The organism is Nonomuraea sp. 3N208 (assembly GCF_052245935.1).
GTDB lineage: Bacteria > Actinomycetota > Actinomycetes > Streptosporangiales > Streptosporangiaceae > Nonomuraea.
Map to the genome: position 1 here is coordinate 39,006 of NZ_JBQQBR010000049.1, position 17,059 is coordinate 56,064.

Sequence of the window (17,059 nt, forward strand, 5' to 3'; positions counted from 1 at the left end):
GGGTCGCCGTCGCGTCTCACCGCGGCGGCGGCCCGACCGAGTCCCGCCTGACCAGCGGGCACGGCATGAGATATCCCTGGTCCCTTTGCTCAGGGTCGTCCTGGATGAGTCCCAGCAGCCGGTGGAACGCCCACAATCCCATCTCGTAGTGGGGGAGGGCGACGGTCGTCAGTGCCGGGGACAGCTCGGGTGCGATCAGGTCCTGATCGTCGTACCCAACGACGGACAGGTCGTGGGGGATGCGCAGGCCGCGTTCGGCCGCGGCACGGTAGCACCCCATCGCCATCCGGTCGTTGTAACAGAAGATCGCGGTCGGCCGTTCGTCGAGATCGAGAAGGCGGCCCGCCGCTCGGTAGCCTCCCGTTGTGGTGCCGTGCTCGGCTGCTACAAGCTCTGGGTCGGCGGGGATCCCCGCCGCGGCCAACGTTTCGTGGTAGCCGGCCAGGCGCCCGGACGCCGCCGGAACCTCCAGCGCCTCGGTGGCGAACCCGATCCGCCGGTGACCCGCGCGGAGGAGTTCGCCCACCGCCGCAGCCGCGCCTCCGCGTTCGTCCGGCACGATGTACGGCATGGAGCCGTCGGTGGGGCAGGCATCGAGTACGACGGTGCTCACGTCGCCCAGCAGCTCGGGGATCTCGACGTGCCGGTGGTACATGGTGGCGTAGATGACACCGTCGACCCTCCGGTCGAGCAGCGCCCGAACGGCGTGGCGCTCGAGCGCGTGCTCTCCCCCGGTGTTCACCAGGAACAACAGGTAGCCGGCCTGCCAGGCCGCGTCCTGAGCTCCCTGGATCATCCGCCCGGCGAACGGGGTGGTCGCTATGTCATCGCCGACGAAGCCGATCGTTTGAGTCCTACGTGTGCGAAGGCTGCGGGCGATCGGGTTGGAGGTGTAGCCGAGGTCGCGGGCGGCGGACAGGATCCGCTCCCGGGTCTCGGGGCCGACGCGCGCGCCCTCGACGTTGTTCAGGACCACGGACACCGTGGAGACGCCTACGCCCGCTCGGGCTGCGACGTCCTTGATCCGCGGTTTGCCCATGATTCTCCTTGAAGAAACGATTCAGCAGATCGATTCTTCATCCTTGTCCTTGATGCGGATATTTGGCAAGGGTTCGTTTCCGACGCGTTACACGCCGTGGAACCGGCCCGGGGTCTCGGGGCCGTCCCTGGCGCATCCGGCGGGAGCGCCACCCCTGCTTCCTTCGGCTCAGGGGGTGGCGCGGAAGGTGTAGTCCGAGGTGTAGGCGACGAACTGCGAGGAGGTGGCGCTGTCGATCACCTTCGTGCCGAGTGTGCTTCCATCGAGCACCACCGCGTTCGCAGCGACGTTGCTGACCAGGCCGTTGTTGGACAGGTGGTTGTTGTGCCCTGAGGCGACCAAGATGATCGTGGGTTTGGCGCCGGAGGGGGTGATTTTGGCGGGAGGGACGTCATAGGCGAAGAGATTGCCGGTGACCATGTTGCCGTCACCGCGCAGGTGGATCACCCCGTACAGGTCGTCCTTGCCGTTGTTGTACGGCTGCATCGGTCCCCAGGGTTCGGGCTCCCTCCGGAAGTGGTTGCCGCTGATGAGGTTCTCCTTGTTGGCCCCGTCCGAATCGAGCATTCCGGGATAGAAGCCATGCAGCCGGTTCCCGGTGATCGACGACCGGTTGGTGTTGCGGAGGTGGATCAAGCTCTTGCCGCGCGGGAAGATGTTGTTCCCGGCGATCAGCAGCCCCTGGTGCTGTTCGGCGAAGATCGAGTAACCGATGTAGCCTGCGCCGATGTGGTTGTCGGTGACCTTCGACGCCTGCCCGGAGCCGATCAGTTCCACGCAGCTGCCGCATTCGGCGATGAAGTTGCCGTGCACGCTCAGCGCGTCCGCGTCGCGTATGACCAGCCCGCGCTCGAGGTAGACGAACCCCATTCGTTCGATGCGGAAGGCGTCGTTGGCCGTGTCGACCCGGATGCCGACCTTGCCATTGGCATAGGAATTCTGGTTCGGCGTGAAGGAGAGCCCGTCAAGGCAGAAGTTGTCGAAGACGACCGAGCTCAGCCGCGGCTCCCCGCTGCGGGAGACGAGGAAGCCCTCGCTGTGGCCGTCGGTGTTCTCGACCCGGATCCGGCTGCCGCCCGGCCAGATCTCGTGCCAGGCCGAGGTGTCCCCGGCGTTGTAGCGGATGCTGGAGGAGGCGAAGCCGTGACCGTCGCCCCTGATGGTGAGGTAGCTGACGTCGACCGTGACCCTCGTCTTGAGGGGGTAGTCGCCGGGAGGGATGTAGATCACCGCGCCGGGCTTCGATGACTGGTTGGGCTGGAGCTTCTTGATGTCGGCGATGATGTCGTTGATCAGCGCGCCGATGTCGGTGTAGCAGGTGATGGCCGGATTGGTGGAGTGGGTCCAGGTCGTGACGTCGTACACCGTGGGCGGCTTGGCAGCCTTGGCGGATGCGGCGCGCTGGCCCGACAGCACGGCTAAGCCGGCCGCCGCAGCGCCGACTGCCGGCACTCTGAGCAGCATGCGGCGGGCGATGCCGGAGTCTTTCTCGGTCATGCGGTTCCTCCTGAGGGTTGGGGGGTGCGATATCTGGGTTGAGGGACAGGTGGAGTTCGCTGGGCTGAGGTGCGTGCCGTGCTCCAGCCCGGGAGCACGGCGGTACCTGTGGGCATGCCTGTCGGCGGTGCCGCTGTTGCGCTGGCACCGATGACGAGTCAGCCGGCTGTGTCGAAGGCCGTCCGATGGTCTTTTGAGTGGGCGAGTGTCACATCGGGAGTGGCTGGGTGCTCTGCAGGCCGTGAGCCGGGTCGAGGCGCACGGGGATCGGGTCGGTGATCTCCCCGGTGAAGCCGTCGTCGTCGGTGTGGCGGAAGGCGAGCAGGACCCAGGCGCCCCCGCGATCCCGGATGATGCGGCCGCTGTAGAGGGACTCCTCGGTGAGGCGCCGTGCCTTACTCGGGTCGTACGGTCCGAGCAGGTCGCCGGGTTCGAGAACCCAGACGCCGCCGCGTTCCCCGGTCAAGCGCCGTTCCTGCGACAGCTCTGTGCGCAGACACGAGAACAGCAGCACGTGGCTGCCGTCGACAATCTCCACCTGGGGGACCTCCAGGTGGCCGAAGCCGGTGCCGGGTGCGCTGAGCGGGGGTTGTGCCTCCCAGGTGAGTAGGTCGTGGGAGCGGGCGTGGCCGATCACGCCGCGCTGGTCGGGGTCGCCGACCCGGGAGCGGGCGGTGATGAGCATGTGCCAGCCGTCCCCGCCGGGGTCGCGGAAGACCCAGGGGTCGCGCCATGCCTCGTCGGGCCACTGAGCGGTCCGGAGCTGCTCGTACCAGCGCGGATCGCTTTCCAGGATCGCTGCCGTGCCGTGCTTGTGCCAGGTGTGCAGGTCGTCCGAGGTGGCCAGGCCGATGCGTTGTTTGAGGCCGCGTTCGGCGTGGCTGGTGCCGGTGTAGAACATGTGCCAGGTGCCGTTGTCGGCCCGGACGATCGAGCCGGTCCAGGTGGTGTAGTCGTCGAAGGCAGGTTGGGTGCTGGGGGCCAGGGCGTCCGGCAGTACGGTCCAGTCGGTGAGGTCGGCGGATACGGCGTGGCCGATCGAGACGTTCCAGTGGCGCTGGTCGGGGTCGCCGATTGCCTTGGGCGCCTTGAGGAAGTACAGATGGTAGGTCTCGCCGTCGTCGGCGAGCCAGAAGTCCCAGACCCAGTGGTCGTCGAGACGCAGCACGAAAAGACCCTTCCGGTGATGACGCCGGTAGGCCTCAGGCGGACGGTGCCGCGACCGAGGACCGGCGAATGAGGGGGCAGGGCAGTGTCCTCACGGGGACGTCGCCCGCGTTCCGGGCCGGGTCGTCGATCAGCTCCATGAGGCGATTGACGGCCCAGGCACCCATTTCGTAGTGGGGCAGTTGCAGCGTGGTGAGGCCGGGGTACAGGCCGTCGGCGATGTACTCCTGGTTGTCGAAGCCGACGACGGACACGTCCGCGGGGATGCGCAGACCGAGTTCGGCGGCCGCGCGGTAGGCCCCCATGGCCATGCGGTCGTTGTAACAGAAGATCGCGGTGGGCCGGGGCGTGAGCTCCAGCAGCCGGCGGCAGGCCAGGTACCCGCCGGTGGACTCGGACTCCTCCTGCACGACGAGTTCCGGGTCGTAGGCGATGCCCGCCTCCTCCAGCGCCTGGCGATAGCCGTGCAGGCGGCCGTGGGTGGCGGGAACGTCGTCGCAGTTGAGGGCGAGTCCCACGCGCCGGTGGCCGTGCTCGACCAGTTCCCGGGTGGCGTCGTACCCTCCCCGGATCTCGTCCGGGACCACGGCGGGTGGCCCGTCGCCTCCGGTCCTGGCGTCGGCGAGGACCAGCGGGAGACCGCGCAGCGCGGACGGGACCTCGATGATCCGGTGGTACATCGTGGCGTACAGCACCCCGTCGACCTGCTGCTGATGCAGCGCCTCGATGCCGCGTGCCTCGACCGCCGGGTCGCCTCCGGTGTTGATGAGCGTCAACGCCCACCCCCGGGTCATCGCCGCCTCCTGGGCGCCGAGGATGAGCCGGCCGGCGTGCGGGGTGGTCGCTATGTGATCGCTGATCAGCCCGAGCATATGGCTGCGCTGGGTGCGCAGGCCGCGGGCCATTTTGTTCGGGGCGTACCCCAGCCGCTCGGCCGTCTCCCGTACCCGGCGACGGGTGTCGTCGGGCAGCCGGGCGCCCTCGACGTCGTTGAGCGCGCGGGAGACGGTCGTGATGGACACGCCGGCCTCGCGCGCGACGTCACGGATGCTCGGCCTCGGCCGCCTGGTCACCGCGTCACTCCTATCCTTCGCTGTCCTTTGGGGGATCCCTTGATGGCACGATCGGCCGCATCACTCGTCCCAGAGTCCGTGCTCGGGCCAGCGGCGCGGCAGCCGCTCCTCGACCGGGGGGAGGTCGGCGTGGGGAGCATGCGGGTGAAGCTGGTACCAGTACGCGACGCTGGAGAAGTCGTTGCCCTGGTCGTTGGCGTGACCATGTTCAATGGTGACGCGGATGGACTCGGCAAAGCGAACCGGGTCCTCGATGTGGAAGCGATACATACTCCACAGGCCGAAGTGCTCCTGCGGGCTGCTGGCCAGCGAGATCCCATGGTAGGGCCCGGCGTACGCCCCGCTGGGGAATCCCCACGCCGCGTTGAAGTAGTCCTCGGTGCCGGTGCCGTGCAGGGACGGCGGCCACTGCTCGCCGTCGATGAAGATCATGTCGTCGCCCTCGCCCGGCCAGGTGAACTGCTGGTTGGAGGCGTCGAAGTTGTCGATGCTCAGCACGCAGCCGACGTAGTGCCCGGTGCCGGTGGCGTCCAGGATGACGTAGTTGTCGTCCCCGGTGAGGTTGACGCCCGGCAGCTCCCACGGCGGAGGGTTCTCCGCGCCGGCGGGGTGCACGACCTTCTGACAGGGCTTCTCCTGCCGGTAGTAGGCGTGGAAGCGGCCCATGTCGTCGGGGATCTCCTCCTTGGTGAGCTCGTAGTCGACGTAGTAGAAGAAGTTCTCCACCGGCATGTCGCTCTCGTTGCGCAGCACGATCTTGGCGTGCGAGCCGAACGGCATCGGGAAGTAGCAGTTCATCGCGGCCGCGAACGGGCCCTTGGGGCCGCGGCGCGGGCCGAAGACCATGCTCAGCGGCAGCGACACGTAGTGCGTGCAGGTGGCGTGACCCACGCCGAAGAAGTCGCCGAGCGGGCTGCGGACACTTGGGTTGTCCTCACCGTCCCAGTACATCTCTATGACGAGCTTGCGCAGGTACTTCTCCGAGTAGCACCGGGTGGTCAGCCAGATGTGCTCGATGATCCCGCTGCCGTCGATATCGGCCAGCACGTGGGTCTCGCCGGGGGCGACGACGGCGAAGTCGCGGTTGCCGCCGGTACGGTCCCAGCTCGACGATCGCAGCGATCGCCCGGACTTGACGCGCGGAAGTCCGCCCAGCGGGCTGGTCGGCTGCCAGAACTGCATTTCTAGATACCTTTCGTAGGGTGGGTCAGCCCTTGACGGCGCCGAGGGTCATGCCCGCGACGATCCGCCGCTGGAGCAGCAGGGTGAACAGGACGACGGGGACCGAGTAGAGGGTGGCCAGTGCGGTCATGGGCCCCCATTGAAGGCCGTACTGGGTCTGGAAGTTGGCGATGACGATCGGCGTCGTCTGTGCCCGCACCGCCGTGAGCAGCAGCGCGAACAGGAACTCGTTCCACGACGCGAGGAACGCGAAGATCGCCGTCACCGCGATGCCGCCGCCGACGACCGGCACCACGATCCGCACCAGCGCCTGCAGCCGGGTGCAGCCGTCGACCACGGCCGCCTCCTCCAGACTGGGCGGTACGGCCTCGAAGAAGCTGGCCATCAGCCAGATCGACAGCGGAAGCGAGATCGTCGTGTGGGCCAGCGCGAGCGCGGTCGGCGTGTCGGTGATGCCCGCCGTGCTCATCAGGTTGACCAGCGGGACCCCGACGGCGACCGGCGGCACCATCCGGGTGACCAGGGCGAGCATGATGAAGACCCGCCCGCTCACGGTCCCGTAGCGGGTGATCCCGTACGCGGCCGGGACCGCGAGCAGGACCGACAGCACTGTGCTGATCACGGCGGTGGAGGTGCTGTTGATGAACGAAGGGATCACGCCGGGCGTGGCCAGGGCGGTGCCGTAGTTCTCCAGGCTCCAGGCCTTGGGCAGCACCGTCGGCGGCACGGCGATGGCGTCGGTGGGCAGCTTGAGCGAGGTCAGGATGAGGTACGCGAACGGGAACGCGTACAGCACCACGATGCTGGCCAGCAGCGCCCACAGCAGCGTGCGGGTGCTCGTGCGCTGAGTCATCGCTGCGCCCCCTTCCCCGGCCGCCAGATGGTGGCGACCGCGATCAGTGCCACGCCCAGCATCGCGATCAGGTAGAGGGTGCCCATGGCGCTGGCGAGCCCGGGCTCGCCGAACCGCACCATCGTCCGGTAGATGAGCAGGCTGAGCGTCTCGGAGGCCGACTGCGGGCCGCCGTTGGTCTGGATGAGGATCACGTCGAAGGCCCGCGCCGCGTCGATGCCGCGTACGACGAGCGCGACGGCGATGACCGGCCGCAGCAGCGGCAGCGTCACCCGGGTGAGGGTGTGCCAGGGCCCGCTGCCGTCGAGGCGGGCGGCCTCCAGCACGTCGCCCGGGATGTTCTGCAGCCCGGCGAACAGCACCAGGGCCATGAACGACGTGGTCAGCCAGATGTCCGGCAGCGCCACCGAGAACAGCACGATGTCCGGGTCGCTCAGCCAGCCGATCGCGTCGGGCCCGCCGATGATCCCGAGGCGCGTGAGCAACTCGTTGACGATGCCGAAGTTGTCGATGAGCAGGAACCGCCACAGCAGGCCCGCGACGACCGGCGCGATCATCAGCGGGTACAGGAACAACGTCCGGATCCACCTCGCCCGCCTGCCCAGCGCGTTGAACAGCAGGGCCGCCGCCAGCCCGAGGGTGAACTCCAGCGTGACCACGAGCATCGTGTACAGGGCCGTACGGCCGGCGGCGCCGAGGAACTCGGGCGAGGTCAGCGCCTCGCCGTAGTTGCCCAGGCCGGTGAACTCGCGCATCCCGGCCAGCGGGGCGATGTCGTACAGGCTGTCCACGACCAGCTTGACCAGCGGCCAGCCGACGAACACCGCCAGGAAGACCGCCGCCGGGGCCATCAGCGCCAGCGCGAACCGGCCGTCGGTGAGCCCGCGGCCCGGCCGGCGCCGCCGGTGCCGGAGGCGATCATCACCGGCCCGGACGTCGCCGCCAGGGGGCCGGGGATCGGCCCGGCCCACGGTCGGGTGCGGACTACTGCGCAAGGCTCTGCACCTTGTCCTTGGCGGTGGCTAGCAGGGCCACGTAGTCGGCATTCGGGTTGAGCGACTGCTGCAGCGTCGGGATCAGCACGGTGTCCACGATCTGCTGCCACTTGGCCGTCGCCGGGCGTGGCTTGGTCGCCGTCGCGTTGAGGGTCTCCAGCAGCGGCTTGAAGTGCTCGTAGCCGGGCTTGTCGGCGTACTGCTCGAACGCCGACTTCCGCGCGGCCAGCCCGAGCGAGGATTCGATCGCCATCGCGTTGTTGTCGTAGGCGAACTTGACGAACTCGGTGGCCAGGTCGGCCTGCTTGGTGGCCTTGGGCACCGACAGGTACCAGGGGCCGGGGATGCCCGCCACGCCGGCCGAGCCGCCGATCATGGGGGCGACGCCGACCTTGCCGTACACCGGGGAGTCCTTCGGGATGAGCGGGAACGCGTGCGCCCAGAACCGCATCATCGCCGTCTTGCCCTGGTTGAACAGGTTCTGCGCGCCCGCCCAGTCGAGCTGCGCGGCGCCGGGCGGGCTCACCTTGAGCTTGTTGTTCAGGTCGCTGTAGAACGTCAGCGCCTTCAGGTGCTGCTCGTTGTCGATGATGACCTGGCCGGAGGCGTCCAGGACCACGCCCGGTGACCCGGCCTGCAGCACGTGTGCGAGAAATTCGGTTTCGACCGCGCCTTTGACGTCGGTGCCGTACAGCTTGCCGTCGCGGGTGAAGAACGCCGCCGCATCGTTGAACTGCTCCCACGTCGTGGGTGGGGTCAGCTCGTAGCCGTACTTCTTCTTGAAGGCGGCCTGCTCATCGGAATCCTCGAACAGGTCCTTGCGGTAGAAGAGGATCTCGGCGTTCGTCCACACCGGCATGCCGACGAACGCGCCGCCGACCTGCGCCTCGGTCACCAGGGCCGGGAACAGATCGGCCTTGACGTCGGCGGTGAACAGCTCGGTCAGGGGGCGTACGGCCCCGGCGAACGCGGTCAGCCAGATCGCGTCGAGCGCGGCCACGTCGAAGCTGACGGTGCCGGCGGAGAGCTCGCCGGACAGCCGGTTGAACAGGCCGTCGTACGGCAGCTCGATGAACGTCACCTTCGCGCCGGTCTTCTTCGTGAACGCCTCGGCGATCTTCGTCAGCTCCGCCTTGCCGCCCGCCTCGACCAGGACGCTGAGCGCCTTGGCGCCGCCCGTGCCCGATCCGCTCGTCGTCCCGCCGGCGCCGCACGCGGTCGCCAGTACCGCCAGGCCCGACACGCCCGTCCACTTCAACAGGTCGCGCCGGGACAGCCCTGAGTTGTGAGGCATGGTGCCCTCTCCCATCAGCCTGGGGCTCATGCGGTGCACCCCCGAACCGCTGCTGAGCAAAAACGTTTGCGCAAACGTAAGCCTCCATATCGAGGGAGGTCAAGAGGGTGCCGGAAACTTCGTCGTAATGCCCCTGGAACGCGCCCCCGTGCTTGCAGAATCGATTCATCACGTGTCACCATGTCGCCGACATGATGGGAGGGCACATGACGTTCCTGGTGATCGGCGAGAGCATCGTCGACCTCATCGGCTCGCCCGACGCATCGCGGTTCAGCGCTGTCGCGGGAGGCAGCCCGCTCAACGTCGCGGTCGCCCTGGCCACGCTCGGGCAATCGGTCAGACTCGCCAGCGAGATCGGCGACGACTTCTTCGGCGACCTGCTGCGGGGCCATCTCGGCAGGCACGGGGTCGGGCACGGCGAGCTCGTCCCCGGCGCCGCAACCAGCCTGGCCTTCGCCAGGATCGGCGACGACGGGTCGGCGTCCTACGACTTCCGGTTCGACTGGCGCTTCTCCGGCCTGGTCTCGCTCGACGGCGTCACCTGCCTGCACACCGGATCGCTGGCCACGCTCGTCGGGCCCGGCGCCGCACATGTCCGGGACGTGATGCGGGCCGCGGCCGACGCGGGGATCATCGTCTCCTACGACCCCAATATCCGCCCCTCGCTCATCGGTGACCGGGCATCTGCGCTCACGCTGGTCGAGGACTGTGTACGGCTCTCACGGCTGGTCAAGGTCAGCGCGGAGGACCTGGCCTGGTTGTATCCCGGCGAGCCGGACCTGGATGCGGCGAAACGCTGGGCGGCCTGGCCGGGAGAGCGCCTGGTCGTGGTGACCCGGGGCGGCGACGGCGCGTCGGCGATCCTGGGCGGCTCCATGATCACCTGCCCCGCGCCCGTCGTGGAACTCGTCGACACCGTCGGCGCGGGCGACACTTTCACCGCCTCCTATCTCACGGTTCTCGGCGACGGCGAGCTCACTGCGGAGCGGGTCCGCGACGCGTTGCGCTACGGATGCGCGGCGGCGGCCGTGGTGTGCACCCGGGAGGGCGCGGTGCCACCCAGCCCGCAGGAGATCGACGGGCTGCTTTCCTCAGCGTCGGCGACCCCGGTTTGACTGCGGTGGCGAGGGTGTCCTACTCGGTCGTCACAACCCGAGCATGGACACCCTCGCCCTATCTCCGCAGCTACGACTTGGACCCAATCATTCAGTCGGTGAAGGCTGACTTCATCGCCCAGACCTTGAGCGACTTGACCGTGGCGGCGCCGTCGGCGAACAGGGCCAGGCCGAGCGAGTCGTCACGGGCGGGATACACACGGGTGGTGATGGACTTGTGGCCCCCGACGTAGGCCTCGACCATGGATTTGTCGAGGAACAGGTCCAGGGTGAGGACGTCGTCCGCGAGAGTGACAGGACCGCACTGCACGCCCAGGTCGGCGAACAGGCTGGAGATGGCGCCCGAGCGGGTCCGGTCGACGCAGAAGGTCTTGTCGTTCTTGTTGTAGGACAGGAGTGTCTCCTCCTCTCCTGCGGGGCTGCGCCTGACCTTGATTCCGTAGCGGCTCGCGGCGGAGGCCGACATCTCCAGCTGGATGTGGAGCGTGTCGCCGCGGACGCCCGACAGTTGCTGGTTGGCCGCGCTGAGGTCGTTCTGATTGGTGAGGGTGACCAGCGGGGCGGCGGTGGTGTGGAGAGAGGCCATCTCGGGCAGCGGCTTGACGCCCAGGTCACCGTCGGGCCGGAGGCTGACCTGGAGGGGCAGTCCGGCGTTGTGAGCCCATCCGGAGTCGTGGTGGGCCTGCTCGGTGCGCTTGTCCTGGGCGATGCTGAAGATGACCGACCGTCCCTGGTCGTCGACGAACCCGCTGGGACCGGTGAAGTGCTCGCCGTAGTCGAACAGCTTCGGGACGGTGGAGTCGGGGACGAACTTACGCGTCGCGGCGTTCCAGTTTCCGATCCAGTACCAGACGTATTTGACGTTGTGAGGACTGCCGCCCGACCACATCGGGTTGATCATGAACACGTGCTTCCCGCTGTCGCCGAGGGGCAGGAAGACCGGCAGTTCCCAGACCTGGCCGGTCTTGGGGTACGTGTGGATGTCGCCGACCATGAGCGGGCCCTCGTAGGTCCAGTTCTTCTGGTCGGTGGAGCTGTAGAGCAGGGCGGTGCCGCCGACGTCGCCGCCGCCGGTGGTCTGGACGCCCGATGTGACGAGTTGGAACCAGGTGTTGCCCTCGCGCCAGACGAACGGGTCCCGGAATTCGCCGTACTTGACCTTCCGTCCCTCCCCGACATCGAGGGCCGGGGACTGGACCGTGACCGGTGCGGGATCCATCTTCCAGTCGACCAGATCCTGCTGACAGGGGAGGCTGGCGCAGCGAGCCACGCCGGTCCGCTGGTTGGGGAAGACACTGTCGTCTCCGGCGGTGATGAACAGCAGCGGGTTGCCGTCGGCGTCCTTGGTGGCGCTTCCGCTCCAGACCCCGTCGGGTGCGACCGATCCGGCGGTGGGGACGAGTGCGGGCGGCAGATCCCGCCAGGTCACCATGTCGGCGCTGACCGTGTGGCCCCAGCCGATGTTGTGCCAATAGGGACCGTGCTGGTTCTGCTGGTAGAACAGGTGGTACTGGCCGTTGTAGAAGATCGGCGCGTGGGGCTCGTTCATCCAGTGCTCGGGCGGCATGAAGTGATACTGCGGCCGGTACTTGTCTCCGGTGTAGCGCGCTCGGTTCATCGACAGATCGGGGGTCGGGACGGCGCCACCCGGATAGGAGGTGCGGACGGCTTCGTAGGAGGCGGTGACGTCGGTGGCGGTGAGCGCCTTGTCGTAGATCTTCACCTCGTCGATGAGGCCGGCGAAGGTGTTGACGGGGAACGTCCCGTTGATCATGACCGGGTGGTTGTTCCTGCCGATGACCAGGTCGCCGCCGTCGGGGGTGATCACCCCGGCCGGTGCGGTGCTGCTGCCGACCTGGCGGCCGTTGAGGTAGAGCTTCATTGAGTGGTCGGAGGCGTCGAAGGTCGCCGCGATGTGGGACCAGCGGCGGGCGGGGAGAGAGGCGTCGGCGCCGGCCCACACCGACTGCCAGGAGCCGTTCACCGACGCCTGGAACGACCATTTGCCGTGGCGTCCGACGCCGAGGATGAAGCCCCGGCCCGCGCCCTGGTTGTGCTGATTGACGATACCTTCGAGCTTGCCCTCGTCGCCCCACTCGAACGCGCGGGGCGCGACCCACGCTTCGACCGTCAGCGCGTCGGTGGGCGGGGCGAATCCCGGCCGGGTGACCCAGGTGGAGTAGCCGTCGAACAGCAGGGCGTTGGACAGTGCCTTACCGGCAGGGTCCTGCTGGTACCACAGCGGGTCGCTGGACGGCTTGTACTTGGCGTTGGTGAACACATAGTTGACCGGGTCGGCGCGGCCGCTTATGGCCTCCCGCACCGTGGTACCGGCGGTTTCGGTGAACGGCCAGTGCGTGACGAGGCCGTCGCCCGGAGCGCCGTCCAGCCGGATGTCGTCGAGGTTGATGTGGCCCCAGCCGCCGGTGGCCTGGTCGACGACGCGGATCTTGAGGTCCTGGCCGAGGTAGGCCGAGGCGTCCCAGGTCACCCGCCGGTAGACCTCGCTGTCGTTGCCGGTCTCCTTGCGCAGGACCGCGCCGTCGGACGCCCGGACGAGCGCCACGTACAGATCGTTCGCGTTGTTGCCGCCGCCGACGAGGAAGTCGATCTGTCCGGTGCCCGATAACGTGAACGTCGAGGAGGTCAGGGTGCCAGTGGCCGCGTCGCCATTCGCCTTGAACCCCCATACATGGGAGGCTCCCTGCTGGCCGAAGCAGCAGGCCCAGCCCCAGGAGGTGTCGGCGGTCACCGTGAAGGCGTTGCCGGTGGCCGTCCAGCCGGACAGGTCTCCGGTCTCGAAGTCCGGATTCGCCGGCTCGGCCGCGGCCCATGCCGAGACGGGGGTGGCGACCAACAGCGCAAGGATCATGACTAGTCCCGTGAGGACGGCTGTCGCCCTGGATTTTGTGCTTTGTGCTTTCACCGTTCTTCTCGCTTCCGGGGAGACGTCGCGGGGCCCCGATGTGTCGTACGCGTTAACGCTTGATTTCGAAAAATAGACCGTAGACCGATTGGTTGCATGCCTTTGCGCAAAAGCGTCGGCAAACGAAAAAGGGCATGGGCCATCGTCTAATGGCCGACACCCTTGCCGGGCCCCAGAATGCCCTTACATGCGTTCAGCGATAAACGTCTCCTGTGATAGTGGTGAAGATCAGCCCTGCACCGGGCGCGCAGGTGACCGGTATGGGGTCGCGCACTTCGCTCACGAGGGCGCCGTAGCCGTCGCGGTGACGGATGAGTCGTCCTTCGTATGACTGCCCGGCGTCCGCGAGCCAGATATCCCAAATCCAATGATCGGGAAGGCGAAGTGTCATTTCAACCTAGACCGGTGCCTGCAATGCTTGTCATGAACGCTCGTTGAGGCGCGAAGAAAGATGGGGTGCAGGCCCTCTGTCGGGTCCAGTTCGACCGGGATCGCCGTGAAGTGCCGATGGAACAGAAAGATCGAGAGCCCGTCGGCGATGAACGGCACGATCTTGACCCGGTAGGTGTTGAGCAGGGCAGTTCCAGCCGTCGGCGGTGACTGGGACTCACCCGAGCTCCGGCGACGTTGTGTCACCGCCACCGACACAGTGGTGGCTCCTGCACCGGCACGCGCGGCGACATCTTTGATCCGAGGCCGAGTCATCTCTTCCTTGAAGAATCGATTCACCAGATCGTTTCTTCATCATGATGACCCGGTTCGCTGTCTGCAAGCCCTCATTTCGTGACTGTTATGCGGAGGTGAACTTGAGCAGGCTGGCCAGGCCTGTCCCACGTGCGCGCAGGTGAGCCACACCCGCCCGAACTGATGCCGATGGGTTGGCTGATCCCGCGCAGCGTCTCCGGCTGCCTTAGCGGAGGCAGCCGCAGGAATCACGGTGCATGAAGCGGGGCTTCAGCCGGACTGTGCGGGGCGGTTGGTCCGGGGCGTCGATCCGATCGACCAGCATCTGAACGGAACGGGCCGCGATCTCCCGGATCGGCTGGGCGATCGCGGTCAGCCGGGGCCGGAAGATCGACGCCCACTCGAAGTCGTCGAAGACCGTGAGCGCGATGTCCTCCGGTACACGGACGCCACGCCGGTCCAGTGCCCGCATCACGCCAATGGTCATGTGGTTGTTTGCGACGAACAGCGCGGTCGGCGGCTCGGGCAACTCCATGAGCGCGTTTACGCTCACTTCGGCAGCTGTGGCGTTCGAGCCGCCCTGTGCGACCAGTCCCGGGTCGAAGGGCAGCCCGGCTCTGGTCAGGCCCACGTGGTAACCCTTGAGCCGCTCGGTTGAGGTCATCAGACCATCGCGGCCGGCGACGGTCCCGATCCTGCGGTGCCCGACTTGGGCGAGGTGCAGCACCATGCGGGCGCTGGACTCGACGTTCTCGGTACCGACCTGGTCGAATCTCGCCGAGGCGCACCGGTCGACGAGAACGGTTGGGATACCGAGTTCGTCGAGGTAGCGCAGTGACGACGAGCCGGTCCCGTGTGCTTCAGTGGCCAGCAGGATGCCGTCGACCCTCCGCTGGTGCAGGGCCTGCACCACCTTCAACTCCTCGTCCCGGTCGTCGTGGGTATCGGTGAGCAGCAGCGTGTATCCGGTGAGCCGGACCTGCGCCTCTAGCGCCGCCACAAAGTCCGCGAAGTAGTAGTTGGAGATCGCCGAGATCGCCAGCCCGATCGACTTGGTACTGGAGGCGACCAGGGATCGGGCGCCCCTGTGGATGTAGCCGGTCTCCTCCACGGCGGCCAGGACTCGTTGGCGGGTCTCCTCGGCAACGAAGCGAGTTCCGTTGATCACGTGGGACACCGTCGAGATCGAAACCCCGGCCTGACGTGCGACATCGGCCATCGCTGCCATGTCGGCCTCCTCGATCAAAGAGTTTGCGCCAACGTTTGCGCGAATGCAAGATGGCGCAGTCCCCGCCCGCGGGCGACGGCGGTGACCCGGACTCCTGGCTGGCCCGCGTCCGGCCGGAGACCTGGGACGGCCTGCGGTACGGCTTCACGAACTGGATGGGCGTGGTCTCCGCCGACCGGTGACGTGCTCAGGGAGTGCTCACCGAGCGGGTGACGCCCGAACTTGTAGATCGAGTACTGGCCGAACACAGCCGTGTGAGCAGCAGGCCAGGCGCGTTGGCGGTTGACGGTCTACCTTCATGGTCGCGCCGTGATCGGCTGGTGTGCGTGTCCCCGGCCCGGCCGGCGCTGTCGAAAGTTTCGGAAGAATACTTAAAGTTTCTCTGTTGTGAACCATCCCGCATTGCCTATTCTTCGGACCAGGTGGGTTTGAAGAGACCCAAATGGGCTCGATCCGACGAGACTGTTGATCGGAGGTAGGTCGTGCGCTCGAAACATTTCGGTTACGTATCGTGGTGAGCGGTGACGGTCGGCTCCTGCTTACCGACCTGCTCGCACATCGCGCCGAGGAGCAGCCCGAGAGCCCAGCCCTCGTGGTGGCCGATGTCGGGACGATCTCGTTCGGCGCATGGGACCGGCGGTCCAACGCGGTCGCCCGCGCTCTGATCGATCGCGGCGTGCCGTCCGGCCATCGGGTCGGGCTGCTGTTCGACGAGCGGGACTGGATTGACTTGGCCGTCGCCTGGTGCGCGGTCATGCGGGCGGGCTGCGTCGCCGTGCCGCTGTCCGGACGACTGGCCCCCGCCGAGGTACGCCACGCGCTGGCCGACTGCTCCGTGACCACCGTGCTGCACGGGCCCGGCACCGAGCCGCCGGACGTGGACGCATGGCGGGCGACGCCGGCGGAGCTGGATCAGGGCGAGGACGGCCCGGTACGGCGGGACGTCAACCCCGGCGGGCTGGCGCAGATCATCTACACCTCTGGCACCACGGGCCGGGCCAAAGGCGTCGGCGCCACCCACGCCAATCTCGCCTACGGCGTCTCCACCCATCCGCGACGCCGCAAACTGTCGCACTCCCGGCATTTCCTGCACGCGTTCCCCATCGGCAGCAACGCGGGACAGACCATGCTCGTCAACGCCCTGGACGCCCGCCCTGCCGCGCTGACCCTGCCGCGCTTCACGCCCGCCCGCTTCGCCCGGCTGATCGAGTCGTTCGGGGCGGGGACGGTGTTCGTGGTGCCCGCCATGGCCATCGAACTGCTCAACGCCCGGGTCCAGGAACGGTACGACCTGTCGAGCGTCCGGCTGCTTGGCTCCACCGCGGCCAGTCTGCCGCCCGCCGTGGCGGCCGGCCTGGCGAAGGCATTCCCGAAAGCGACGATCGTCAACTACTACACCTCGACCGAGGCGGCCCCGGCGCAGACCGTGATGATCGTGGACCCGGAGCGGCCCGCGTCGGTGGGACGGCCCTCGTCGGGCGGCGATCTCAAGATCGTCCGTGGGGACGGGCGGGCCGCGGGCATCGGGGAGCAGGGCGAGGTATGGCTGCGCTCGCCCGCCGGGACCCGTGCGTACTACCGGGACCGGCGGCTGACCGACGACATCTTCCGCGACGGCTGGGTGCGCATGGGCGACGTCGGCTACCTCGACCGGGACGGCTACCTCTACCTCGTCGACCGCGAGAGCGACGTCATCAAGTCCGGCGCGCACAAGGTGTCCACGCTCCAGGTGGAGGCCGCGCTGTACGAACATCCGTCGGTCGCCGAGGCCGCTGTGGTCGGCGTTCGCCACCCGGTGCTCGACCGGGTCACCGCGGCCGCCGTCGTCACCCGGTCTCCGGTCACCGCCGCCGACCTGCGGACGTTCCTGATGGACCGGCTCGCCAGGCACGAGCTGCCGAGCCGGTTGCTGTTCGTGCCCGAACTGCCGAAGAACCACCTCGGCAAGGTGATGAAGTCGCGGCTCCGTGACCTGCTCGAGCGACCGGCGGACGGCTCCACGTGAA

Annotated in this window: 14 protein-coding genes; 3 read left to right on the forward strand and 11 right to left on the reverse strand. The window is 67.8% G+C overall.

Annotation, left to right across the window (positions count from 1 at the left end):
- Window positions 1-16: 16 nt before the first annotated feature.
- The 8 genes from ACTWPT_RS48995 to ACTWPT_RS49030 all read right to left on the reverse strand — a co-directional run bounded on the left by ACTWPT_RS48995 (window position 17) and on the right by ACTWPT_RS49030 (window position 9,100).
- Complete coding sequence (locus tag ACTWPT_RS48995) at window positions 17-1,039, reverse strand: LacI family DNA-binding transcriptional regulator (RefSeq protein ID WP_443184423.1); 1,023 nt, start codon at window positions 1,037-1,039, stop codon at window positions 17-19.
- Window positions 1,040-1,207: 168 nt separating this feature from the next.
- Window positions 1,208-2,536: a NosD domain-containing protein gene (locus tag ACTWPT_RS49000; protein ID WP_443184424.1), complete on the reverse strand. Its 1,329-nt coding sequence runs from the start codon at window positions 2,534-2,536 to the stop codon at window positions 1,208-1,210.
- Window positions 2,537-2,744: 208 nt separating this feature from the next.
- A complete protein-coding gene (locus ACTWPT_RS49005) occupies window positions 2,745-3,704 on the reverse strand; it encodes a hypothetical protein (protein ID WP_443184425.1) in 960 nt (319 codons plus the stop codon).
- A gap of 34 nt (window positions 3,705-3,738) precedes the next feature.
- Window positions 3,739-4,776: a LacI family DNA-binding transcriptional regulator gene (locus ACTWPT_RS49010; protein WP_443184426.1), complete on the reverse strand. Its 1,038-nt coding sequence runs from the start codon at window positions 4,774-4,776 to the stop codon at window positions 3,739-3,741.
- Between the two features lie 60 nt (window positions 4,777-4,836).
- Window positions 4,837-5,958, reverse strand: a complete 1,122-nt coding sequence (locus tag ACTWPT_RS49015) for a glycoside hydrolase family 172 protein (RefSeq protein ID WP_443184427.1) — start codon at window positions 5,956-5,958, stop codon at window positions 4,837-4,839.
- Window positions 5,959-5,983: 25 nt separating this feature from the next.
- The gene (locus ACTWPT_RS49020; RefSeq protein WP_443184428.1) at window positions 5,984-6,811 is read right to left on the reverse strand and encodes a carbohydrate ABC transporter permease; all 828 of its coding nucleotides are present in this window, start codon (window positions 6,809-6,811) and stop codon (window positions 5,984-5,986) included.
- Window positions 6,808-7,806, reverse strand: coding sequence for a carbohydrate ABC transporter permease (locus tag ACTWPT_RS49025; RefSeq protein ID WP_443184429.1), 999 nt, complete (start codon window positions 7,804-7,806; stop codon window positions 6,808-6,810). The genes ACTWPT_RS49020 and ACTWPT_RS49025 overlap by 4 nt, the downstream gene beginning before the upstream one ends.
- Window positions 7,796-9,100, reverse strand: a complete 1,305-nt coding sequence (locus ACTWPT_RS49030) for an extracellular solute-binding protein (protein WP_443184430.1) — start codon at window positions 9,098-9,100, stop codon at window positions 7,796-7,798. Before ACTWPT_RS49030 ends, ACTWPT_RS49025 begins: the two co-directional genes overlap by 11 nt.
- Before the next feature lie 206 nt (window positions 9,101-9,306).
- Between ACTWPT_RS49030 and ACTWPT_RS49035 the strand changes: the two genes are divergently transcribed.
- Window positions 9,307-10,215 (forward strand): carbohydrate kinase family protein, encoded by a 909-nt coding sequence (locus tag ACTWPT_RS49035; RefSeq protein ID WP_443184431.1) that lies wholly within the window; start codon window positions 9,307-9,309, stop codon window positions 10,213-10,215.
- A gap of 91 nt (window positions 10,216-10,306) precedes the next feature.
- Here ACTWPT_RS49035 and ACTWPT_RS49040 read toward each other — a convergent pair whose 3' ends face one another.
- The 3 genes from ACTWPT_RS49040 to ACTWPT_RS49050 form a co-directional block, all read right to left on the reverse strand.
- Window positions 10,307-13,087: a GH32 C-terminal domain-containing protein gene (locus tag ACTWPT_RS49040; RefSeq protein ID WP_443184432.1), complete on the reverse strand. Its 2,781-nt coding sequence runs from the start codon at window positions 13,085-13,087 to the stop codon at window positions 10,307-10,309.
- 441 nt (window positions 13,088-13,528) lie between these two features.
- Window positions 13,529-13,870 carry a hypothetical protein gene (locus ACTWPT_RS49045; RefSeq protein WP_443184433.1) on the reverse strand — a complete coding sequence of 114 codons (342 nt, stop codon included), beginning with the start codon at window positions 13,868-13,870 and terminating at the stop codon, window positions 13,529-13,531.
- A 181-nt stretch (window positions 13,871-14,051) separates the two neighbouring features.
- On the reverse strand, window positions 14,052-15,053 hold the full coding sequence (locus tag ACTWPT_RS49050; protein WP_443184434.1) for a LacI family DNA-binding transcriptional regulator: 1,002 nt from the start codon (window positions 15,051-15,053) through the stop codon (window positions 14,052-14,054).
- A gap of 35 nt (window positions 15,054-15,088) precedes the next feature.
- On the opposite strand from ACTWPT_RS49050, the gene ACTWPT_RS49055 reads away from it, so the two are divergent.
- Both ACTWPT_RS49055 and ACTWPT_RS49060 read left to right on the forward strand, forming a co-directional pair.
- On the forward strand, window positions 15,089-15,235 hold the full coding sequence (locus tag ACTWPT_RS49055; protein WP_443184435.1) for a hypothetical protein: 147 nt from the start codon (window positions 15,089-15,091) through the stop codon (window positions 15,233-15,235).
- A 332-nt stretch (window positions 15,236-15,567) separates the two neighbouring features.
- Entirely contained in the window at window positions 15,568-17,058 is a 1,491-nt protein-coding gene (locus ACTWPT_RS49060; protein ID WP_443184436.1) for a class I adenylate-forming enzyme family protein, read from the forward strand.
- The last annotated feature ends 1 nt before the right edge of the window (window position 17,059 follow it).